Source organism: Actinokineospora auranticolor (genome assembly GCF_041897805.1).
Lineage (GTDB): Bacteria > Actinomycetota > Actinomycetes > Mycobacteriales > Pseudonocardiaceae > Actinokineospora > Actinokineospora auranticolor.
This window is the reverse complement of record NZ_CP154825.1, coordinates 646,036-662,147: the sequence shown is the minus strand read 5'-3', so window position 1 is coordinate 662,147 and position 16,112 is coordinate 646,036. Positions and strand designations below refer to the sequence as shown.

Genomic DNA, 16,112 nt, shown 5'->3' with positions numbered 1-16,112 from the left:
TCTCCCCTCATGCAACCGAAATCTCGCCTGCGCGGGCGGGCACTGGCGGTGGTGGGCGTGGCGTCCCTGGCCACCGCCGTCATCGCGACCACGGGCTCGGCCCAGGCCGCGGAAGCCGACTTCGTGCACGCCAGGCAACCCGTGCCCGGCGGCAGCTTCGTCGTGTCCCTCAAGCCCACCGCGGCCGCGTCGGCCGCGAGCATCCAGGCGGCGTCGAGTTCGCTCGTGCGGCGCTACGGCGGCGACCTGGACTTCGTGTTCACCAAGTCGATGCAGGGCTTCCAGGTCACCGGCCTGTCCGAGGCCAAGGCCCGGCAGCTCGCCGCGGACCCGTCGGTCAAGAAGGTCTACCAGGACGGCACGGCCCACACCGCGGACACGCAGGACAACGCGACGTGGGGCATCGACCGCGTCGACCAGCAGAACCTGCCGCTGGACCGCAAGTACACCTATCCCAGCGGTGGCGCGTCGAACGTGACGGTCTACATCACCGACACGGGCGTGAAGACGTCCCTGGCGGAGTTCGAGGGCCGCGCGTCGGTCGGCGCGGACTTCATCGAGGACGGCCAGAACGGCATCGACTGCTCCGGTCACGGCACGCACGTGGCGGGCACGGTCGGGTCGAAGACGTACGGCGTCGCCAAGAAGGTCAAGCTGGTCTCGGTCCGCATGCTCGGCACCAGCTGCGGCATGAACGGCCCGGACTCCGCCGGTGTCAAGGCGATCGAGTGGGTCACGGCCAACGCGGTGAAGCCCGCGGTGGTCAACGCGAGCTGGACGTTCGACACGGCCGAGATCGGCAACGACGCCCTGGCAGGCATGCTCGGCGCGGGCATCCAGATGGCGGTGGCCTCGGGCAACAGCTCGACCGACGCCTGCTCGACCGGCCCGGCCAAGTACTCGGCGCTGATCACGGTGAACGCGACCAGCCAGAACGACGCGCGGGCGTCGTTCTCGAACTACGGCACGTGCACGGACATCTTCGCCCCGGGCGACAACATCACTTCGCTGTCGCTGAACGGCGGCACCGCGGGCATGTCGGGCACCTCGATGGCCACCCCGCACGTCACGGGCGTGGCGGCGCTGTACCTGTCGGCGAACCCGTCCACCAGCCCGCAGGCGCTGCGGGACGCGCTGGTGAACAACGCGACCTCCGGCAAGGTCACCAACCCGGGCTCCGGCTCCCCGAACAAGCTGCTGTACAGCGGTTTCATCACGGGCGGCCCCGGACCGGAGCCGGGTGGTTGCGACCCCGCGACCAACGGTGACGACGTGTCCATTCCGGACGGTGGCGCGGCGGTCTCATCCTCGGTGGCGGTCGGCTCGGCGTGCACGGGTAAGGCGTCTACCTCAACCAAGGTCAAGGTGGACATCAACCACACGTACACCGGCGACCTGTCGGTGGCGTTGGTCGGGCCGTCCGGGAAGTCGTACAGCCTGAAGAAGGCCAACACCGGCACCAGCTCGGCCGCGGGCCTGCACGAGACCTACACGGTCGACGCGTCGGCGGAGAACCGAGCCGGGACCTGGAAGCTCCAGGTGACGGACGTGTTCACCTACGACACGGGCACCATCGACAGCTGGACGCTGACTGTTTGAGGGTAGGCAGGAAGGCCCGGGGCGCGCGCACACCGCCCCGGGCCTTCCGCCGTTGCGGCATGATGAACGGGTGACGAACCCCGAACCACTCATCAAGATCTGGTTCCGCATCGCACCGCCCGAGGGGCTGGAGTGGGCGGAGTCGGAGGGCCTGTGGGCGGCGCCGGTGGACGAGGACACGGTCCAGATCAAGAACGTGCCGTTCCACGTGCCGGGGGTCGCCTACGACGACGTCGTGCGGATCGGGGCGGACCAGGACGGGGTGGTGTGGGCCATCGCGCCGGTGTCCAGCTCGGGGCGCAACACCATCACCGTCCACCCGGCTGACGGCGACACGACGGCCGTGTGGGCGGAGTTCAAGCCGTGGGGGATCGGCGGTGAGGCAGGCGAGGGCACGCTGGCCCTCGACATCCCGTCGGACGAGCACCTGCCCGAGGTGAAGGCCGTGCTGACCCGGGGCACGCGCGAAGGGCGCTGGACGTACCAGGAACTCTGCGTCACCGAACGCTGGCTGGCCGCCTGAGCGCTAGGCCGGCCAGGTCCACCGGACGCCGACGATCGGGGACTCGGTGTCGGTGATGACGGCGTGGATGCCGCCGAAGGTGCCCACCTCCAGGTTGGCCAGCCGGACCTCCGGCTCGTCCGCCGCGTCCTGGGTGAAGGCGTAGCTCGACGTGGGCAGCAGCGCGGGGTGGAAGTTGACCTCCACCAGGTAGTCCCGCACGCCCCGGCGGCACGCCCGCGAGTACCGGTCCGCCCGCGCGTCGCCGAACCACCGCACCTCGTACTCGAACACCGCCGTCTGCCCGGCCGACAGCCGCCGGTCGAACAGCACCTCCGCCGCCGTGAACCGGCTCGACGGCACCGACCGCACCCGGCCCAGCGCGCAGCCCACCGGGGCCAGCAGCACCGGCAGCGCGTGGTCCCCCGGGTCCGCGCGGTGCAGCACCACCATCGACCCCAGCGAGTCCACTTCGGACCGCACCAGGACCCGGACCACCGTCCGCACGTCCCGGCCCCCGACGTCGACGAAGTGCCGGTCGTGCACGCTCAGGTACGTCAGCTCCCCCGCCCCCGGCTCCCCCAGCTCGGCCAGCACCGACGGCAGCCCCGAGGTGTCGTCCCACAGCGTCTCGTGCGGGCGGACGACGCCGCCCCGCGACACCCAGCGGCCCCGCGGCTTGCGGGGTCCCAGCAGTCCGGTCAGGCAGCCGCGCGGGAGGGCGAGGACCTCCTCGATCACCTCGACCGCGCGCAGCGACTCCGGGCGCTCGGGGCGGGTCCGGCCCCGGCGCCAGTAGCTCAGCGTGGACAGGCTCACCCGCACGCCGTGCGCGGCGAGCTTCCGTTGTAGCTGGTCGAGGCTCATACCGCGGTCCTCGATGGCGCCGGTCAGGGCGGTCGGGAAGGTGTCCAGCGGGATCGGGTGGTGCACTGCTCCTCCAAACGCAAACGCCCGGCGGCAGGCTCCCGAGAGGAGCCCGCCGCCGGTTGGTGGGGCCGGTCAAAGCCCTACCGGGTTCAGAAACCGCCGAGGCGGGTGACGGTCAGGGTGAAGGTGGTCTTGCCCGTCTTGCCGTCCGCCGAGGTGGCCGTGATGGTGATCGGGTAGGTGCCCGCGGGGGTGCCGAAGCCGGTGAAGAACCAGACGTTGCTGGCACCGCCTTGGGCGATGGTGGCCGGGTTGAACGTCACCTGGGTGCCCGCGGGCGCGCCGGTGGCGGTCAGGCGGAGGGTGCCCGTGCCGCCACTGGCACGCACAGTGGTCTGGACCAGGCTACCCGCAAAACCGCTGCCTGACGCGGGTGTGACTGTCACGGTCACGTCACCGGTCGGCGGCTCCTGGGTACCTTCGACGGTCAGCGAGACGGTGGTCGTCGCGGTCTTGCCGCCGGTGTCGGTGCCGGTCACGGTGATGGTGGACGTGCCTGCCGCCGCCGTGGCGGAGACGTCGAGGGTGAGCTTGGCCGAGGAGCCCGCGGCGATGGTGGTCGGCTGGAAGACCGCCTTCACCCCGGTCGGCAGGCCCGCGGCGGACAGGGTCAGGTTCTGACCGCGGCCACCGCCGGTGCTGTTGATGGTGGTGGAGACGTACTTGCCCTTGGCGGCCTTCACGCTGCTGGGCGAGGCCGCGAGGGTGAGGTCGCCGGGCTCGGGGTTGCCGCCGCCGGTGACCGTGAGGGAGAACTTGCCGGTGGCGGTCTGGCCGCCGGACGTGGTCGCGGTCACGGTCACCTCGTAGGTGCCGTTGGCCGCGTCGGCCGCCGCGTCGAAGGTGAGCTTCGCGGACGAGCCGGTGGCCACCGAGGTGGGCTGGAACACAGCCTTCACCCCGCTGGGCAGGCCGGACGCCGAGAGGGTCGCGTTCTCGCCGCTGCCGGTGGTGGCGACGGTCGTGGACAGGTACTTGCCCGCCGCGACGCTGCCGCTACCCGGGTCGACGCGGACGCCGAGGTCGCCGGTGGGCGGCTCGGTGACGGTGCCGACCTCCTGCTTGACCCAGTCGCCCATCTCGTTGTCGAGGCGACCGTAGATCGAGTACCACTTGAAGTCCGACCGGCTCCACGACGCGACGCCGTAGACCTTGCCGCCGACCACGAGCGGGCCGCCGCTGTCGCCGGGCAGGATCGTGACCCGCCCGTCGTTGTAGCCCGCGCAGATCATGTACGCGGACTTGAACCCGGCGCCGACGCCCTGGCACAGCGAGTCGCCGTTGACGATCGGCAGGGTGGCCTTGTCGAGGGTGGCGTCGAAGGAGTTGTCGTCGAAGTCCTTCTTGCCGTACCCGAAGCCCTGGCCGCTCTTGCCGGGGGCCGCGCCGCCCGCGTCCGCCGAGGTGGCGAACTGCGGGTAGGCCGCGCCGCCCTTGAGCGGGATGTCGCGGTCCACGGTCACCACGGCCACGTCGTAGCCCTGGTCGAAGTTGACGTACTTCGGGTGCTTCTTGTAGCTGACGACCCCGACGGCCAGGCCGGACCCGCTGCCGCCCTGGTAGTCCTTGAGGTCGTCGAGGCCGTAGACGAACTTCTTCTCACCGGCCGCGTCCGCGCAGTGCGCCGCGATCAGGATCTTGCGCGGCGCCACGACGGTGCCGGTGCAGGTCTGTCCCTCGGGCCGGGGCCCACCGGCGCGGATACCCGCGACGATGCCCGGGAACTCGCTCACGGTGGCGTCCTCACCGTTGGCGAACATCGGCGAGGCGTCCCCGGAGCGGGCGGGGACGGTGGAGCCCTCGTAGTTCGCTGGGGCGTTGGCCGGTGGTGCCGCCTCGGCCGCCGACGCGATGGTGGCACCGAGTGGGACCAGCACCGTGGCCGCGGCCAGGGCCAGCAGGCCCCAGGACCGTGGTGTTCTCTTCACGATGGTTCCTTTCCGGATCTACCGAACGCTCGCCGCACGGGCAGGGTGGCGGCGGTTCGCTGATCGCCACTTTCGGGTGACGCCCGGTGGGGAACAATCAGGGTCGGCATCCGTAGGGGTACGGAACTTAATCCGGTAGTGGAGCGGCGTGGAGACGACCGAAGCGACCAGCAAGCGGATGAGCAGGCAGCGGGCCCGCGACACCGGCACCGAGATCGCCCTGCGCCGAGCCCTGCACGCCCTGGGCCTGCGCTACCGCGTGCACCGGCGCCCGGTCACCGGGGTCCGCCGGGAGGCCGACGTGGTCTTCACCCGCGCCAAGGTCGCCGTCTTCGTCGACGGCTGCTTCTGGCACGGCTGCCCCGACCACGCCACCTGGCCCAAGCGCAACGCCGACTTCTGGCGAACCAAGATCGAAACCAACCGGCGCCGCGACCAGGACACCGACACCCGCCTCGACGACGCGGGGTGGCTGGCGGTGCGGGTCTGGGAACACGAGGACCCAGCAGCCGCCGCTTTGCGCGTCCACGAGGCAGTCCGGTCCCGCTGACCGGCTCGCTCCAGGTCGCTTACTCGTCCAGGTAGCCGTACCTGGCATCCGCGGGCGAGATGAAGACCTGGCCGGCACGGACCTGCCACTCACTCGTCCCGTTCACCTCGTGCCGGGCGTGGAACAGCCCCCGGACGAGGTCGTTGTCCTCGTCCGACGCCGGGATGCGCGCGATTTCCCCGAGTTGGCCGAGGAACCAGTCCACAGTCGACTCCCGGATGTCGCCGCCGTAGAAGACGTAGCGGGTCCAGTTGAACGGTTTGCGGGGAAAGCCCCAGCCGCCCGAGTAGAAGTCGCCGTCGTCGTGCGACGAGATCACCTCCTGGATGGCGACGAGTTGCTTGTCGTCGCACTCAAGCCATCCCCTGATCGACACGTACGTTCCCACCGGTGGAGCCTAGGTGAGCTTCCCAGGGTTGAGCACGCCATTTGGGTCGAGGTTCGCGCGAACCGCGCGCAGTACGCCGACGCCCAATTCGCCGATCTCCGCCGCCAGGTACGGCGCGTGGTCTACACCAATTGCGTGGTGGTGGGTGATGGTGCCGAGTCCGGCGATAGCGGCGCAGGCGGCTTCCTTCGCCTGCTGCCACTGGCCGATCGGATCGTCCGCGGCCCGCGGCACCAGCGTCGTGAAATACAGCGAAGCGCCCGTTTCGTAGGAATGCGAGATGTGGCAGGCGACCACCGGTCGGCGCTCCGCCGTCGTCAGGGAGTCCCGCAACGCGCTGGTCACCGTGTCCCGCAGTTCGCCGAGTCGGGACCAGTACGCCGCGGTTTCCAAGGTCTCCACGCACATCCCGGCGTCCAGCAACGCGTCTCGCTGGCGTGGTCCGGCGAACCGGCCGTGGCGCCAGGTCTCGCCAGCCGCCGTGCCGAGTCGGACCGTTCCGCCCAGGTGCCGCAGGCTCTCCCGTCGACGCGCGCGCAAATCCCGGCGGGATCCGGCCTCCCATCCCACGATCAACAACGCGGGCTCGGCGATCCCCCGCACCCGCAGGTACGCCCGCAGCGCCGCCATCTTCCAACCGCCGGACAGCGCCAGCGCGACCTCGGTCTCCTGCGGGTCCGACAGCCGCGTGACCGCGCCGAGGGTGCCGCTCTGCGCCAGTGCGCGCACGATCTCGGCGCCCTGCGCGAACCCGTCCACGATGAACCCCTCGTACCTGGTCCACGCGGGTATCGGCCGTACGCGCACGGTGACCTCGGTGATCACCCCGAACGCGCCCTCGCTGCCCAGCACCAGTTGCCGCAGGTCCGGCCCGGCGGCCGACGCCGGGGCGACGCCGACCCGCCAGTCGCCGCGCGGTGTCGCGACCCGCAGCGACTCGACCATGTCCTCGAACCGGCCGTAGCCCGCCGAGGCCTGGCCGGACGACCGGGTCGCCGCGAAGCCGCCGAGGGTCGCGCGTTCGTAGGACTGGGGGAAGTGGCCGAGGGTGAAACCGCGCGCCGCCAGCAGCCGTTCGGCCTCGGGGGCGACCACGCCCGCCTCGAACGTCGCCAGGCGGGAAACCGGGTCCACCGACAGCAGGCGGTGCAACCGGTTCAGGTCCAGCGCGATGACCGCGCCCCGGTCGCCGCGCAGGGCCGCGACCCCGCCGACCACCGAGGTGCCGCCGCCGAACGGGACGATCCCGACGTTGTGTTCGGCACACAAAGCCACCACGCGCTCGACCTCGACCGCGTCGGCGGGGAGCACGACCGCGTCGGGTACCGGCAGCTCACCGGCCCCACGACGACGCATGAGGTCCACATAGGACAGCCCACCTGCACGTGCAAGCCGGTCTACGCGCTCGACCAGCACGTGTTCGGCCCCGACAATGGCGTTCAGGACAGCCCGCACCTCAGCGGGCAGCTCCGACTCGGCCACCCGCATGGCGGAGTCGGGCGCGACGGGCGTGCGCGTCGGCGTCAGCCCGGTTCTCGCGCTCAGCCAGCGGCTCGCGTGCGCGGGCAGGTGCGCGGCGGCGGCCCCGGCCGGGGTCCAGCCGCCGCGGACCCGGTGGTCGAGGTGGTCCGCAGGCACGTTCACGAATAGAGTGTGACATATGACGTTCAAACGTCACACCGCTTCGCCCGGTCGGGTGGACGACGACGTCCTCCTCGACGCGGCCCGCGAGTGCGTCCTCACCCACGGGGTGCGGCGCACGACGCTGACCGACGTCGCCCGCACCGCCCAGGTGAGCCGGATGACGCTGTACCGCAGGTTCCCCGACGTGCGCAGCCTGCTCGCGGCCCTGATGACCAGGGAGTTCGGCCACAAGCTGACCACCGCGGGCGCCGCGGCGGCCGGTCCGCACGCGCGGGCCAGGCTGGTCGGCGGCGCGGTGGCGGGAGTGCGCGCCATCGCCGACGATCCGCTCATGCGCACGGTCCTGGAACGCGACGGCGAGCTGGTGCTGCCCTACGTGGTGGAGCGGCTGGGCAGCACCCAGCACATCGCGGAGAAGTTCCTGCACGCCCAGCTCGTCGCGGGCCACGCCGACGGCTCGGTGCGGGTGGCCGACCCGGCGGCCCAGGCCAGGGCGCTGCTGCTGGTCGCGCAGTCCTTCGTGCTCTCGCACCGGCCCGCCACCGCGGACGTCGACACCGAGGCCCTGTTCGGCGAACTCACCCACCTGCTCGACGCGAGCCTGCGACCGGAGCCCAGATGACCCGACCTCGACCAGCGCTCAACGCCGAGCGCCGCGCCACCGACCTCGACGCGCTGACCAGCGGTGACGTCGTCGACCTGCTCGTGGTCGGCGGTGGTGTCACCGGCACCGGGGTGGCGCTCGACGCCGCCGCCCGCGGCCTGCGCGTGGCCCTGGTGGAGGCGCGCGACCTGGCGTTCGGCACCTCTCGCTGGTCGAGCAAGCTGGTCCACGGCGGACTGCGGTACCTGGCCAGGGGCGACGTCGCCCTCGCGCACGAGAGCGCGGTGGAGCGCGGGGTGCTGATGGCCACCACGGCGCCGCACCTGGTCCGCACGCTGCCGCAGCTGGTCCCCCTGCACCCGCCGGTGTCCACCCGGGACGCCTCGCTCACCTACACGGGTCTGCTGGCAGGCGACACCCTCCGCCGCGCCGCGCGCACCCCCGCGTCCCTGCTGCCCCGGCCGCGCCGGGTGTCCACGCCGGAAGCGCTCGCCCTCGCCCCAGGCTTGCGCCGCACCGGTTTGCGCGGCGGCCTGCTTTCCTTCGACGGTCAACTCGTTGACGACGCACGGCTCGTCGTCGCGCTCGCCCGCACGGCGGCCTCGCTCGGTGCGCGGATCGTCACCCAGGCCCGCGTGACGGGGCTGACCGGTACGGGTGCCGAGGTCGTGGACGGGATGACCGGGACGCGGTCGGAGATCCGGGCGCGCGCGGTCGTCAACGCGACCGGGGTGTGGGCGGGCACGCTGGTGCCGTCGGTTCGGCTGCGGCCGTCGTTGGGGTCGCACCTGGTGCTGGACGCGCGGTCGGTCGACTGCGGCGCGACCGCGTTGACCATCCCGATCCCCGGCAGCTTCGGCCGGTTCGCGCTGCTGCTGCCGCAGGACGACGGCCGCGCCTACCTCGGGTTGACCGACGAACCGCTGGACGGTCCCGTGCCGGACGTACCCGTGGCCCCGGAGTCCGATGTGGACTTCCTGCTCGACGTCGGCTCCTCGGTGCTGGAAACCCGGCTGACCAGGGCGGACGTGCTGGGTACCTTCGCCGGTCTGCGTCCGCTGGTGGACGCGCCCGGGGTGAACTCGCGCAGCGCGGACCTGTCCCGCCACCACGCGGTGTCGACCTCGCCGGACGGTGTGATCACCCTGGTCGGCGGGAAACTCACCACGTACCGCCGCATGGCCGCGGACGCGGTGGACGCCGCCGTCGACACGGCGGGGCTCAACTGCGGCCCGTCGCGGACCGGCAAACTTCCCTTGGTAGGCGCGGCATCGCGTTCCGCACTGTCAACTGTGGACGCTCCACGACGTTTGGTGGCCCGCTACGGGACGGAAGCCCCTACCGTGCACGCGCTGGGCCTGCTGGACCCGGAACTCGCCGAGCCGGTCGCGCCGGGCAGCCCGGTGACGGCGGCGGAGGTCGTGTGGGCCGTCCGCCAGGAGGGTGCGTTGACGGCGGAGGACGTGCTGCACCGGCGGACCCGGATCGGCCTGGTCGACGCCGACGCCGCGGCGGCACTGCCCGCGGTGGAGCGGCTCGTGGTCAAGGCTTTGAACGGACTGCTCGCGGAATAGCCGCTACACGCAGAGCCGACAGGCACTTTCGGCTTTCGTGCCCCCGAGATGCGCCGCGACGTGCCTGCCGATCGCCTCCGCGAGCACCGGCGGCACGGCGTTGCCGATCTGCCTGGCGATCTCGATTTTCGAGCCGCACCAGGTGAAATCGTCGGGGAAGGTTTGCAGCCGGGCGGCTTCCAGGTGGGTGATGGGCCGGTCAACGCGATGCCCCGAAGGCCCCGGTTCCCATTGCGGGTGCAGGTACTGCCCTTTCTCGGGCTTGTAGAACTCGGTCCGAATGGTGAGCGACGGCTCGTCCCAGCGCATTCGCCCCATGACGTCGGTGGTACCGGTCTTCTTCTCGCGCCAGCAGCGCGGGAGGAGGTGGTCCGGCAGGTCGAATCGCCCGCCGCCGGGTGGCACGACCTGGTAGCGGGCCAGCGAGAGCGCGGTGGGGTTGCGGCCGAGGTGCAGGTCCGCGCTGGTGAACCGACCGGGCACGGTCTGCCCGAAGTACTCCACAGTGGACTTCGGGAGCGCTGTGGCAGCGGGCTTCTCGGGAAGTCCATGCAGGACGGTCCGAACGCCATGCCAACTCGGGTGCGTCGGGGTCGGCAGCGGGATAGCGCCTTCGCGAGACCCGATGACAAACGCCCGCTTGCGCCGCTGCGGCACCCCGAAATCGGCGGCGAGCAGCAGCCCTGAAGTGAGGTGGTAGCCCGACAGCAGGCCCCCGGGCCGCACCTCGGCCTGGAGCAGGCCGAACTCGGATGACGACAGGAACCGGTCCACGTTCTCGATCACGAAGGCCGCGGGCCGCACCTCCCGCACGATCCGCAGGTACTGCTTCCACAACTGGTTGCGCGGGTCATCGACGTCGCGGCTCCCCAGGTTGGAGAACCCCTGGCAGGGCGGGCCGCCGATGACGACGTCGGCCTCGGGCACGTCGGTGACGGTGGTGATGTCGGCCCAGCGAACGTGACCGGCCCCGAAGTTCGCCGCGTACGTCGCCGCCGCGTGCAGGTCCCACTCGACGGCCAGCACCGGCCGGAACCCGGCGGCGGTGAACCCCGAGGTCATCCCGCCGCAACCGGCGAACAGATCGATCATCCGCAAACCCACCGGGTCAGGCTATCCGCAGGCCACGCAGGTCAGGACCCCAGCACCGCCCACCCAGCACACCAAGAGCACTATCCCTCAGGATCCGCACACTCACTTCCACAAAGGCAAACCCACCCCAGGGCCCACACAGTTCAGAACTCAACCATGGCCAACCCTCGCCAAGAGCGGCATTGGCTACCTGCTCGTCCCTCCCCACCCGATGCACTGGAACACGTCCTCCGAGCTGAGCGTCCCGGGCTGCGAATCTCCATTCGACCAGATTGACGACTTCACCTCAAAGGCGACCTTCGCTTCGCTCATGCTGGCAGTCGCAGCCTTCCTCGCCCACGCCTATTGGCACATTTCAACAATCTCAAGATTGCATCTCACCATCTTGTTGATCAGCGCAACAGTCTCCGCAACGGGCGTGCTGGTATCAGTCAAATACTACCGGTCAGGCAAGACGGCATTCTAGGACGCGTCCCTGGCGGGAAGGCTCCACCACGACTGAAGACCCACTCGCCAGAGGCCCAGTACCGCCCGCTTGGTGCTGCCAGGTCGCGGAGGTGACAACTTCGCTGCAAGGGGTGTTGTCTCCCCTCAACGACAAGGCCCCCGCCGGAATCGGCGGGGGCCTTGTCGCGAGCCGGAGTTACTGCTGCTGGATGGTGATCGGACCTGCGGGCCCGGTTCCCGAGATCGCGCGCAGTGTTTCCAGGAGGCTTCCCCACTGGGTGAGGAAGTAGCGAACGCCCGCGAGCATGTTGTCCACCGGTTCCCAGATGTTGTCGTAGCCCGGCACCTTGTGCTGGTCGAACACCGGGTCGGTGATCTGCACCATCCCCTTGGACGGCAGCCCCCCACCCCCGTTCGGGTCCGGCAGCGTCACCGCGTGCGGGTTGCCGCCGGAGGTGCGGTCGACGATCTGGGCGATCTGCTCGGCGTTGATCTTCGAGGGATCCACACCGTGGTTGATCAGGGTTTCCACGACCGCGCCGATCCAGCGGGCCCGGTCCACACGGGACGCCGGGGCGCCCTGGGTGGGGGGTGGACCGCTGCTGCCCCACGGCGGGGTGCCGCCGGGGCCGGTGCCGGGGATGCCCACCTGCCCGACCTGGCCGGGGACGCTCTGCCCCGGGTACGACGGCACGTACTGGCCCGTGCCGCCCGTCGGCGGCTGGTACCCCGTGTACGTCGGCAGCGCGCCCTGGTTGTACGTGGGTTGGCCGCCCACGGTCCCCGGGGGCTGGTACGGGGTGTAGTTGTAGCTCGGCGGCGCCGTCGACGTGTACGTCGGGCCCGAGGTCGGGTTCGGGTTGGTGTAGCGCGTGTTCGCCGCCGTGTCGACGCCGGAGGTGTTCACCGCGGGTGCCTGGCGGGTGTTGGCCGCGCGACCGCCGCTCGCCTTGCCGCCGATGGTCTCCAGCAGCTGCTTGACCGCCTGGGCCAGCTTGACGATCTTCTGGACCGTCTGCAGGATCTTCTGCAGCGAGGACACGAACTTCTGGACCTTGCTCAGGACCTTCTGCGCGGTCTGCACCGCCTGCGCCACCGACTTGGCGATGCCCTCGGCGATGCTGGCCCCGAAGCTCAGCCAGGACTTGGCCAGCGCCTCGATGATGATCATGATGACCTTCTGGACGCACTTGTTGATGAAGTCCAGAACGGTCTTGCGCACCTCGGCGAGCAGCTTGCCCGCCCCGCTGATCGCCTCGCCGACGCCCTTGCTGACCTCGGCCAGCGCGTCGAGGCCCTCGGCCTGGGTGGCGGCGGCGCGGCGGTACGAATCGCCCGCGGCGCCCTGCCAGTTGCAGGTCTCGGTCTTCACGGCTTGGCGGTACTTGTCCGCGGCCTGCACCAGCTGGTCACCGGCCTTGACCCAGCCCTGGGCGCTGCTGATGATCGAGTTCGCGTCGCCGAGCAGCTTGTCGAACGGCTCGCGCAGGAACTTGATGTGCTGGATGATCCAGCCGAACCCGGCACCGGCGGCCGCGCCCAGCGGGTCGCCCGCGATGTTGATGACGTCCATGGCCACGTTGGTGACCTGCAGGCCCGCGTCGAGCCAGTCGCCCCGCTCGATCGCCGCCTTGGCGCCGCGGACGTCGTTGTTCAGGCTGGTGACGGCCTGCTGGCCGGTCACCTGGGTCGTGCCTGCCGTGGTGGTCGTCGGCGCGCTCACGCGGACCTCCCGGCGAAGGTGTTGGCGTTGCCGAGGTCGATCTGCTCGTACTCGCGGGCCACGTCCTCGATGCCCTTGCGGACGTCGTCGAACGCGGTGGCCACCTTCTGGATGCCCTGCAGCACGTCACCGCAGGCGGCCAGGATCGCGGTCGCGAAGAACTGCCCGATCATGCCGAACGCGGCGTCGGAGACCGACTGCGTCGCCCCCGTCGCCGACTGCACCTGCGTGGAGCAGGTCGCGACGGTGCGGGCGTGGACCCGCATCTCCGCCACGTTGACGTTGAAACCAGTACCCATCAGATCCGCCTCTGGGGTGTCTAGTGGACGACTTCGGGGGGGTTGTCGAAGTACTCGTCGTCGGAAGGCCGGTCGCGGGGTTTGGCCGGGGGCGCGTCGGTGTCGTCCTCGGCGTCGCCCGCGTAGCCCTGCGGCAGGTGCGCCTTGACCACGTCCAGCGCGGGCGAGTCGCCGACCAGCTCCTCCATGGTCGCCACCACCTTGGCGCTGGCGTCGCGCTGGGCCTCCCTGGTCACCGCCAGGATGGCCCTGGCCAGCTGCTCGGGCTCGTAGTCGCGGACGCCGGAGCGCAGCACCAAGCCGGTGGTGGCGCCACCCGCGCTCACGTGCACGCTGATCTCGCCGTCGGTCGACGTGGCCGATCCCCCCACCTCCCGCAGCGCCTTGTCCGCCTTCTGCGCACTCGCCGCGGCCTTCTTCAGCGTCTCGTCGTACTGCGCGAGCCACTGCTCAGGGTTCATCTGGCGCCCCTCCAACTGCGAACCAACCCGGATCATCCGTCGAGCTTTGACGGAGCATCGCGCGTTCGGTTCCGCGCCGGGCCGCAATCGCGCAACTCGTTTGCGGTCGCACCGGGCGAGCTGACCAGCCGGTAGGCCGGACCGGGGAGCGGGGATACTGGGGGGTGTGGAAACGACCCGCCCCGCACTGGAGGTCGACGGGATCGCCAAGCGCTACGGCGACGTCGTGGCCTGCGACGGGGTCGGCTTCACCGTCGGTCCCGGCGAGCTGTTCGGCTTCGTCGGCGGCAACGGCGCGGGCAAGACGACCACCATGCGGGTCGTGCTCGGCGTGGTCGAGCCGGACGCGGGCGCGGTGCGCTGGGCCGGTGCGCCGGTCGACCGCGCGGCCCGGCGCCGGTTCGGGTACCTGCCCGAGGAGCGCGGCCTCTACCCGCGGATGAGGGTGCTCGACCACCTCGTCTACCTCGCCGAGCTGCACGGGTTCACCACCAACGACGCGCACCGCGACGCCGAGCGGTGGATCACCCGGTTGGGGTTGCGCGGGTACCGGGAAACCGAGGTGCAGCGGCTTAGCCTGGGCAACCAGCAGCGGGTGCAGCTGGCCGCCGCGCTGGTGCACGACCCGGTGCTGCTGGTGCTCGACGAGCCGTTCTCCGGGCTGGACCCGCAGGCCGTCGACGTCCTGTCGGAGGTGCTGCGGGAGCGGGCGGCGGCGGGCGTGCCGGTGCTGTTCTCCAGCCACCAGCTCGACCTCGTCGAGCGGTTGTGCGACCGGGTGGGGATCATCCGGGCCGGGCGGCTGGCGGCCTGCGGGACGGTGGCCGAGCTGCGCGCCGGGTCGGGCAGCACGCTGGTGGTCGACGCGCCCGCGGCCCGGCCGGGCTGGGCGGACGGGCTGCCCGGGGTGACCGTGCTGGGTGTGCGCGGCGGGCGCACGCGCCTGCGGCTGGCCGACGGCGCGGACGACCAGCCGGTGCTGGCCGCGGCGCTGGCGACCGGGCCGGTGCGCGGGTTCACCCACCAGGACCCGACGCTGGCCGAGCTGTACCGGGACGTGGTGGGGACGACCTCGTGAACACCGTGAAGGGGGTGGGCGGGTGAGCCCGGTGCGGGCCGTGTGGCTGGTGGCCCGGCGGGAGCTGCGGACCCGGCTGCGCACCCGGTCGTTCCTCATCGGCACGGCGGTGTCGATCGCCGTGCTCATCGGGTTCGTGCTGATGCAGAGCACCCTGTTCGGCGGCGAACGGGTCACCCGGGTGGGCCTGTCCGGCCAGGCGACCGGCATCGCCAGGGCGCTGGCGGAGGAGGCGGCGTCCCGGGGGCTCGACGTCGAGGTGAGCACGGTCCGCGACCCGGCGTCCGGCGAGTCGTCGATCGTCGACGGCGACTTGGACGCGCTGGTGACGGGCGCGCCCGCGTCCCTGCACGTGGTGGTCGACGAGTCGCTCGACGAGAACCTGCGGCGGGCGCTGAACACGCTGGTGCAGCGGGAGGTGCTGCGCGCCCAACTGGCCTCCGTCGAGGACCTGGACCCGGACGAGGTCCTGTCCACGGTGGCCGACGCGACGGTCGACGTGCGCGCCCTGCGCGCCCCTGACCCCACCCACGACCAGCGGCTGGCGATGGCGCTGGTGATCGTCGCGCTGCTGTACCTGTCGCTGCTGCTGTACGGGACGATGGTGGCCCAGGGCGTCGTGGAGGAGAAGTCGAGCCGGGTCGTGGAGATCCTGCTGGCGACCGTGCGGCCGTGGGAGCTGCTGGCGGGCAAGGTCCTCGGCCTGGGTCTGGTCGGTTTGGCGCAGCTGGTGGTGGTCGGCGGCGCCGGGACGGTGCTGGCCGTCGTGACGGGCGTCCTGACCATCCCGTCGGCGGCGGTGGGCACGCTGCTGTGGGGTCTGCTCTGGTACCTGCTCGGCTACCTGTTCTACGCCACCGTCTTCGCCGCGGCGGGCTCCCTGGTGTCGCGCCAGGAGGAGACCCAGTCGGTCCTGCTGCCGATCACCTCGGTGCTCGTCCTGGCCTTCGTGCTGAGCTTCGGCCTCCTCACCCGAGCCCCCAACACCACGGCGACGGCGGTGCTGTCGGTGCTGCCGCCGTTCGCGCCGATCCTGATGCCGGGCCGCATCGCCCTGTCGGTGAGCACGACGTGGCAGGTGGTGGTGGCCATCCTGCTGATGCTGGGGTCGACGGCGGTGCTGACGTGGCTCAGCGGCCGCATCTACACGGGCGCCGTCCTGCGCACCGGCCCGCGGCTGAACTTCCGCCAGGCCCTGCGCCGCCCCTGACCGCGCGGCAACCGGGAATCACCGTACCGACCACCGCACCTGGCGCGCGGGAGGCTCGGCGAGTTGGATGGCGTGATCACCGG

15 protein-coding genes are annotated in these 16,112 nt (G+C 71.3%); 7 read left to right on the top strand and 8 right to left on the bottom strand.

Going from position 1 to position 16,112, the window contains the following annotated elements; translation table 11 throughout:
* The first annotated feature begins 9 nt into the window (after positions 1-9).
* The gene (locus V5P93_RS03285) at positions 10-1,599 is read left to right on the top strand and encodes a S8 family serine peptidase (protein WP_104477431.1); all 1,590 of its coding nucleotides are present in this window, start codon (positions 10-12) and stop codon (positions 1,597-1,599) included.
* A gap of 70 nt (positions 1,600-1,669) precedes the next feature.
* Positions 1,670-2,122 (top strand): DUF4265 domain-containing protein, encoded by a 453-nt coding sequence (locus V5P93_RS03280; protein ID WP_181043337.1) that lies wholly within the window; start codon positions 1,670-1,672, stop codon positions 2,120-2,122.
* Positions 2,123-2,125: 3 nt separating this feature from the next.
* Here V5P93_RS03280 and V5P93_RS03275 read toward each other — a convergent pair whose 3' ends face one another.
* Positions 2,126-3,034, bottom strand: a complete 909-nt coding sequence (locus V5P93_RS03275) for a hypothetical protein (protein WP_104477435.1) — start codon at positions 3,032-3,034, stop codon at positions 2,126-2,128.
* Between the two features lie 86 nt (positions 3,035-3,120).
* Positions 3,121-4,959: a trypsin-like serine protease gene (locus V5P93_RS03270; RefSeq protein ID WP_245931085.1), complete on the bottom strand. Its 1,839-nt coding sequence runs from the start codon at positions 4,957-4,959 to the stop codon at positions 3,121-3,123.
* A gap of 148 nt (positions 4,960-5,107) precedes the next feature.
* Between V5P93_RS03270 and V5P93_RS03265 the strand changes: the two genes are divergently transcribed.
* Positions 5,108-5,509, top strand: coding sequence for a very short patch repair endonuclease (locus tag V5P93_RS03265; RefSeq protein WP_104477437.1), 402 nt, complete (start codon positions 5,108-5,110; stop codon positions 5,507-5,509).
* 19 nt (positions 5,510-5,528) lie between these two features.
* Here the strand turns inward: V5P93_RS03265 and V5P93_RS03260 are convergent, their stop codons facing one another.
* Positions 5,529-5,897 carry a hypothetical protein gene (locus V5P93_RS03260; RefSeq protein WP_104477439.1) on the bottom strand — a complete coding sequence of 123 codons (369 nt, stop codon included), beginning with the start codon at positions 5,895-5,897 and terminating at the stop codon, positions 5,529-5,531.
* A gap of 9 nt (positions 5,898-5,906) precedes the next feature.
* Positions 5,907-7,541, bottom strand: a complete 1,635-nt coding sequence (locus tag V5P93_RS03255) for an FAD-binding oxidoreductase (RefSeq protein WP_245931087.1) — start codon at positions 7,539-7,541, stop codon at positions 5,907-5,909.
* A gap of 16 nt (positions 7,542-7,557) precedes the next feature.
* Between V5P93_RS03255 and V5P93_RS03250 the strand changes: the two genes are divergently transcribed.
* Together V5P93_RS03250 and V5P93_RS03245 are read left to right on the top strand one after the other, a co-directional pair.
* Complete coding sequence (locus tag V5P93_RS03250) at positions 7,558-8,163, top strand: TetR/AcrR family transcriptional regulator (RefSeq protein WP_104477441.1); 606 nt, start codon at positions 7,558-7,560, stop codon at positions 8,161-8,163.
* On the top strand, positions 8,160-9,719 hold the full coding sequence (locus V5P93_RS03245) for a glycerol-3-phosphate dehydrogenase/oxidase (RefSeq protein ID WP_104477443.1): 1,560 nt from the start codon (positions 8,160-8,162) through the stop codon (positions 9,717-9,719). The genes V5P93_RS03250 and V5P93_RS03245 overlap by 4 nt, the downstream gene beginning before the upstream one ends.
* Positions 9,720-9,722: 3 nt before the next feature.
* Here V5P93_RS03245 and V5P93_RS03240 read toward each other — a convergent pair whose 3' ends face one another.
* The 4 genes from V5P93_RS03240 to V5P93_RS03225 all read right to left on the bottom strand — a co-directional run bounded on the left by V5P93_RS03240 (position 9,723) and on the right by V5P93_RS03225 (position 13,741).
* On the bottom strand, positions 9,723-10,811 hold the full coding sequence (locus V5P93_RS03240) for a DNA cytosine methyltransferase (RefSeq protein ID WP_104477445.1): 1,089 nt from the start codon (positions 10,809-10,811) through the stop codon (positions 9,723-9,725).
* 643 nt (positions 10,812-11,454) lie between these two features.
* Positions 11,455-12,981 (bottom strand): hypothetical protein, encoded by a 1,527-nt coding sequence (locus tag V5P93_RS03235; protein WP_104477447.1) that lies wholly within the window; start codon positions 12,979-12,981, stop codon positions 11,455-11,457.
* Positions 12,978-13,280, bottom strand: a complete 303-nt coding sequence (locus V5P93_RS03230) for a type VII secretion target (RefSeq protein ID WP_104477449.1) — start codon at positions 13,278-13,280, stop codon at positions 12,978-12,980. Before V5P93_RS03230 ends, V5P93_RS03235 begins: the two co-directional genes overlap by 4 nt.
* Before the next feature lie 20 nt (positions 13,281-13,300).
* A complete protein-coding gene (locus tag V5P93_RS03225) occupies positions 13,301-13,741 on the bottom strand; it encodes a YbaB/EbfC family nucleoid-associated protein (RefSeq protein ID WP_104477451.1) in 441 nt (146 codons plus the stop codon).
* A gap of 166 nt (positions 13,742-13,907) precedes the next feature.
* On the opposite strand from V5P93_RS03225, the gene V5P93_RS03220 reads away from it, so the two are divergent.
* Together V5P93_RS03220 and V5P93_RS03215 are read left to right on the top strand one after the other, a co-directional pair.
* A complete protein-coding gene (locus V5P93_RS03220; RefSeq protein ID WP_245931088.1) occupies positions 13,908-14,819 on the top strand; it encodes an ABC transporter ATP-binding protein in 912 nt (303 codons plus the stop codon).
* A 22-nt stretch (positions 14,820-14,841) separates the two neighbouring features.
* On the top strand, positions 14,842-16,029 hold the full coding sequence (locus V5P93_RS03215) for an ABC transporter permease (RefSeq protein ID WP_104477453.1): 1,188 nt from the start codon (positions 14,842-14,844) through the stop codon (positions 16,027-16,029).
* The last annotated feature ends 83 nt before the right edge of the window (positions 16,030-16,112 follow it).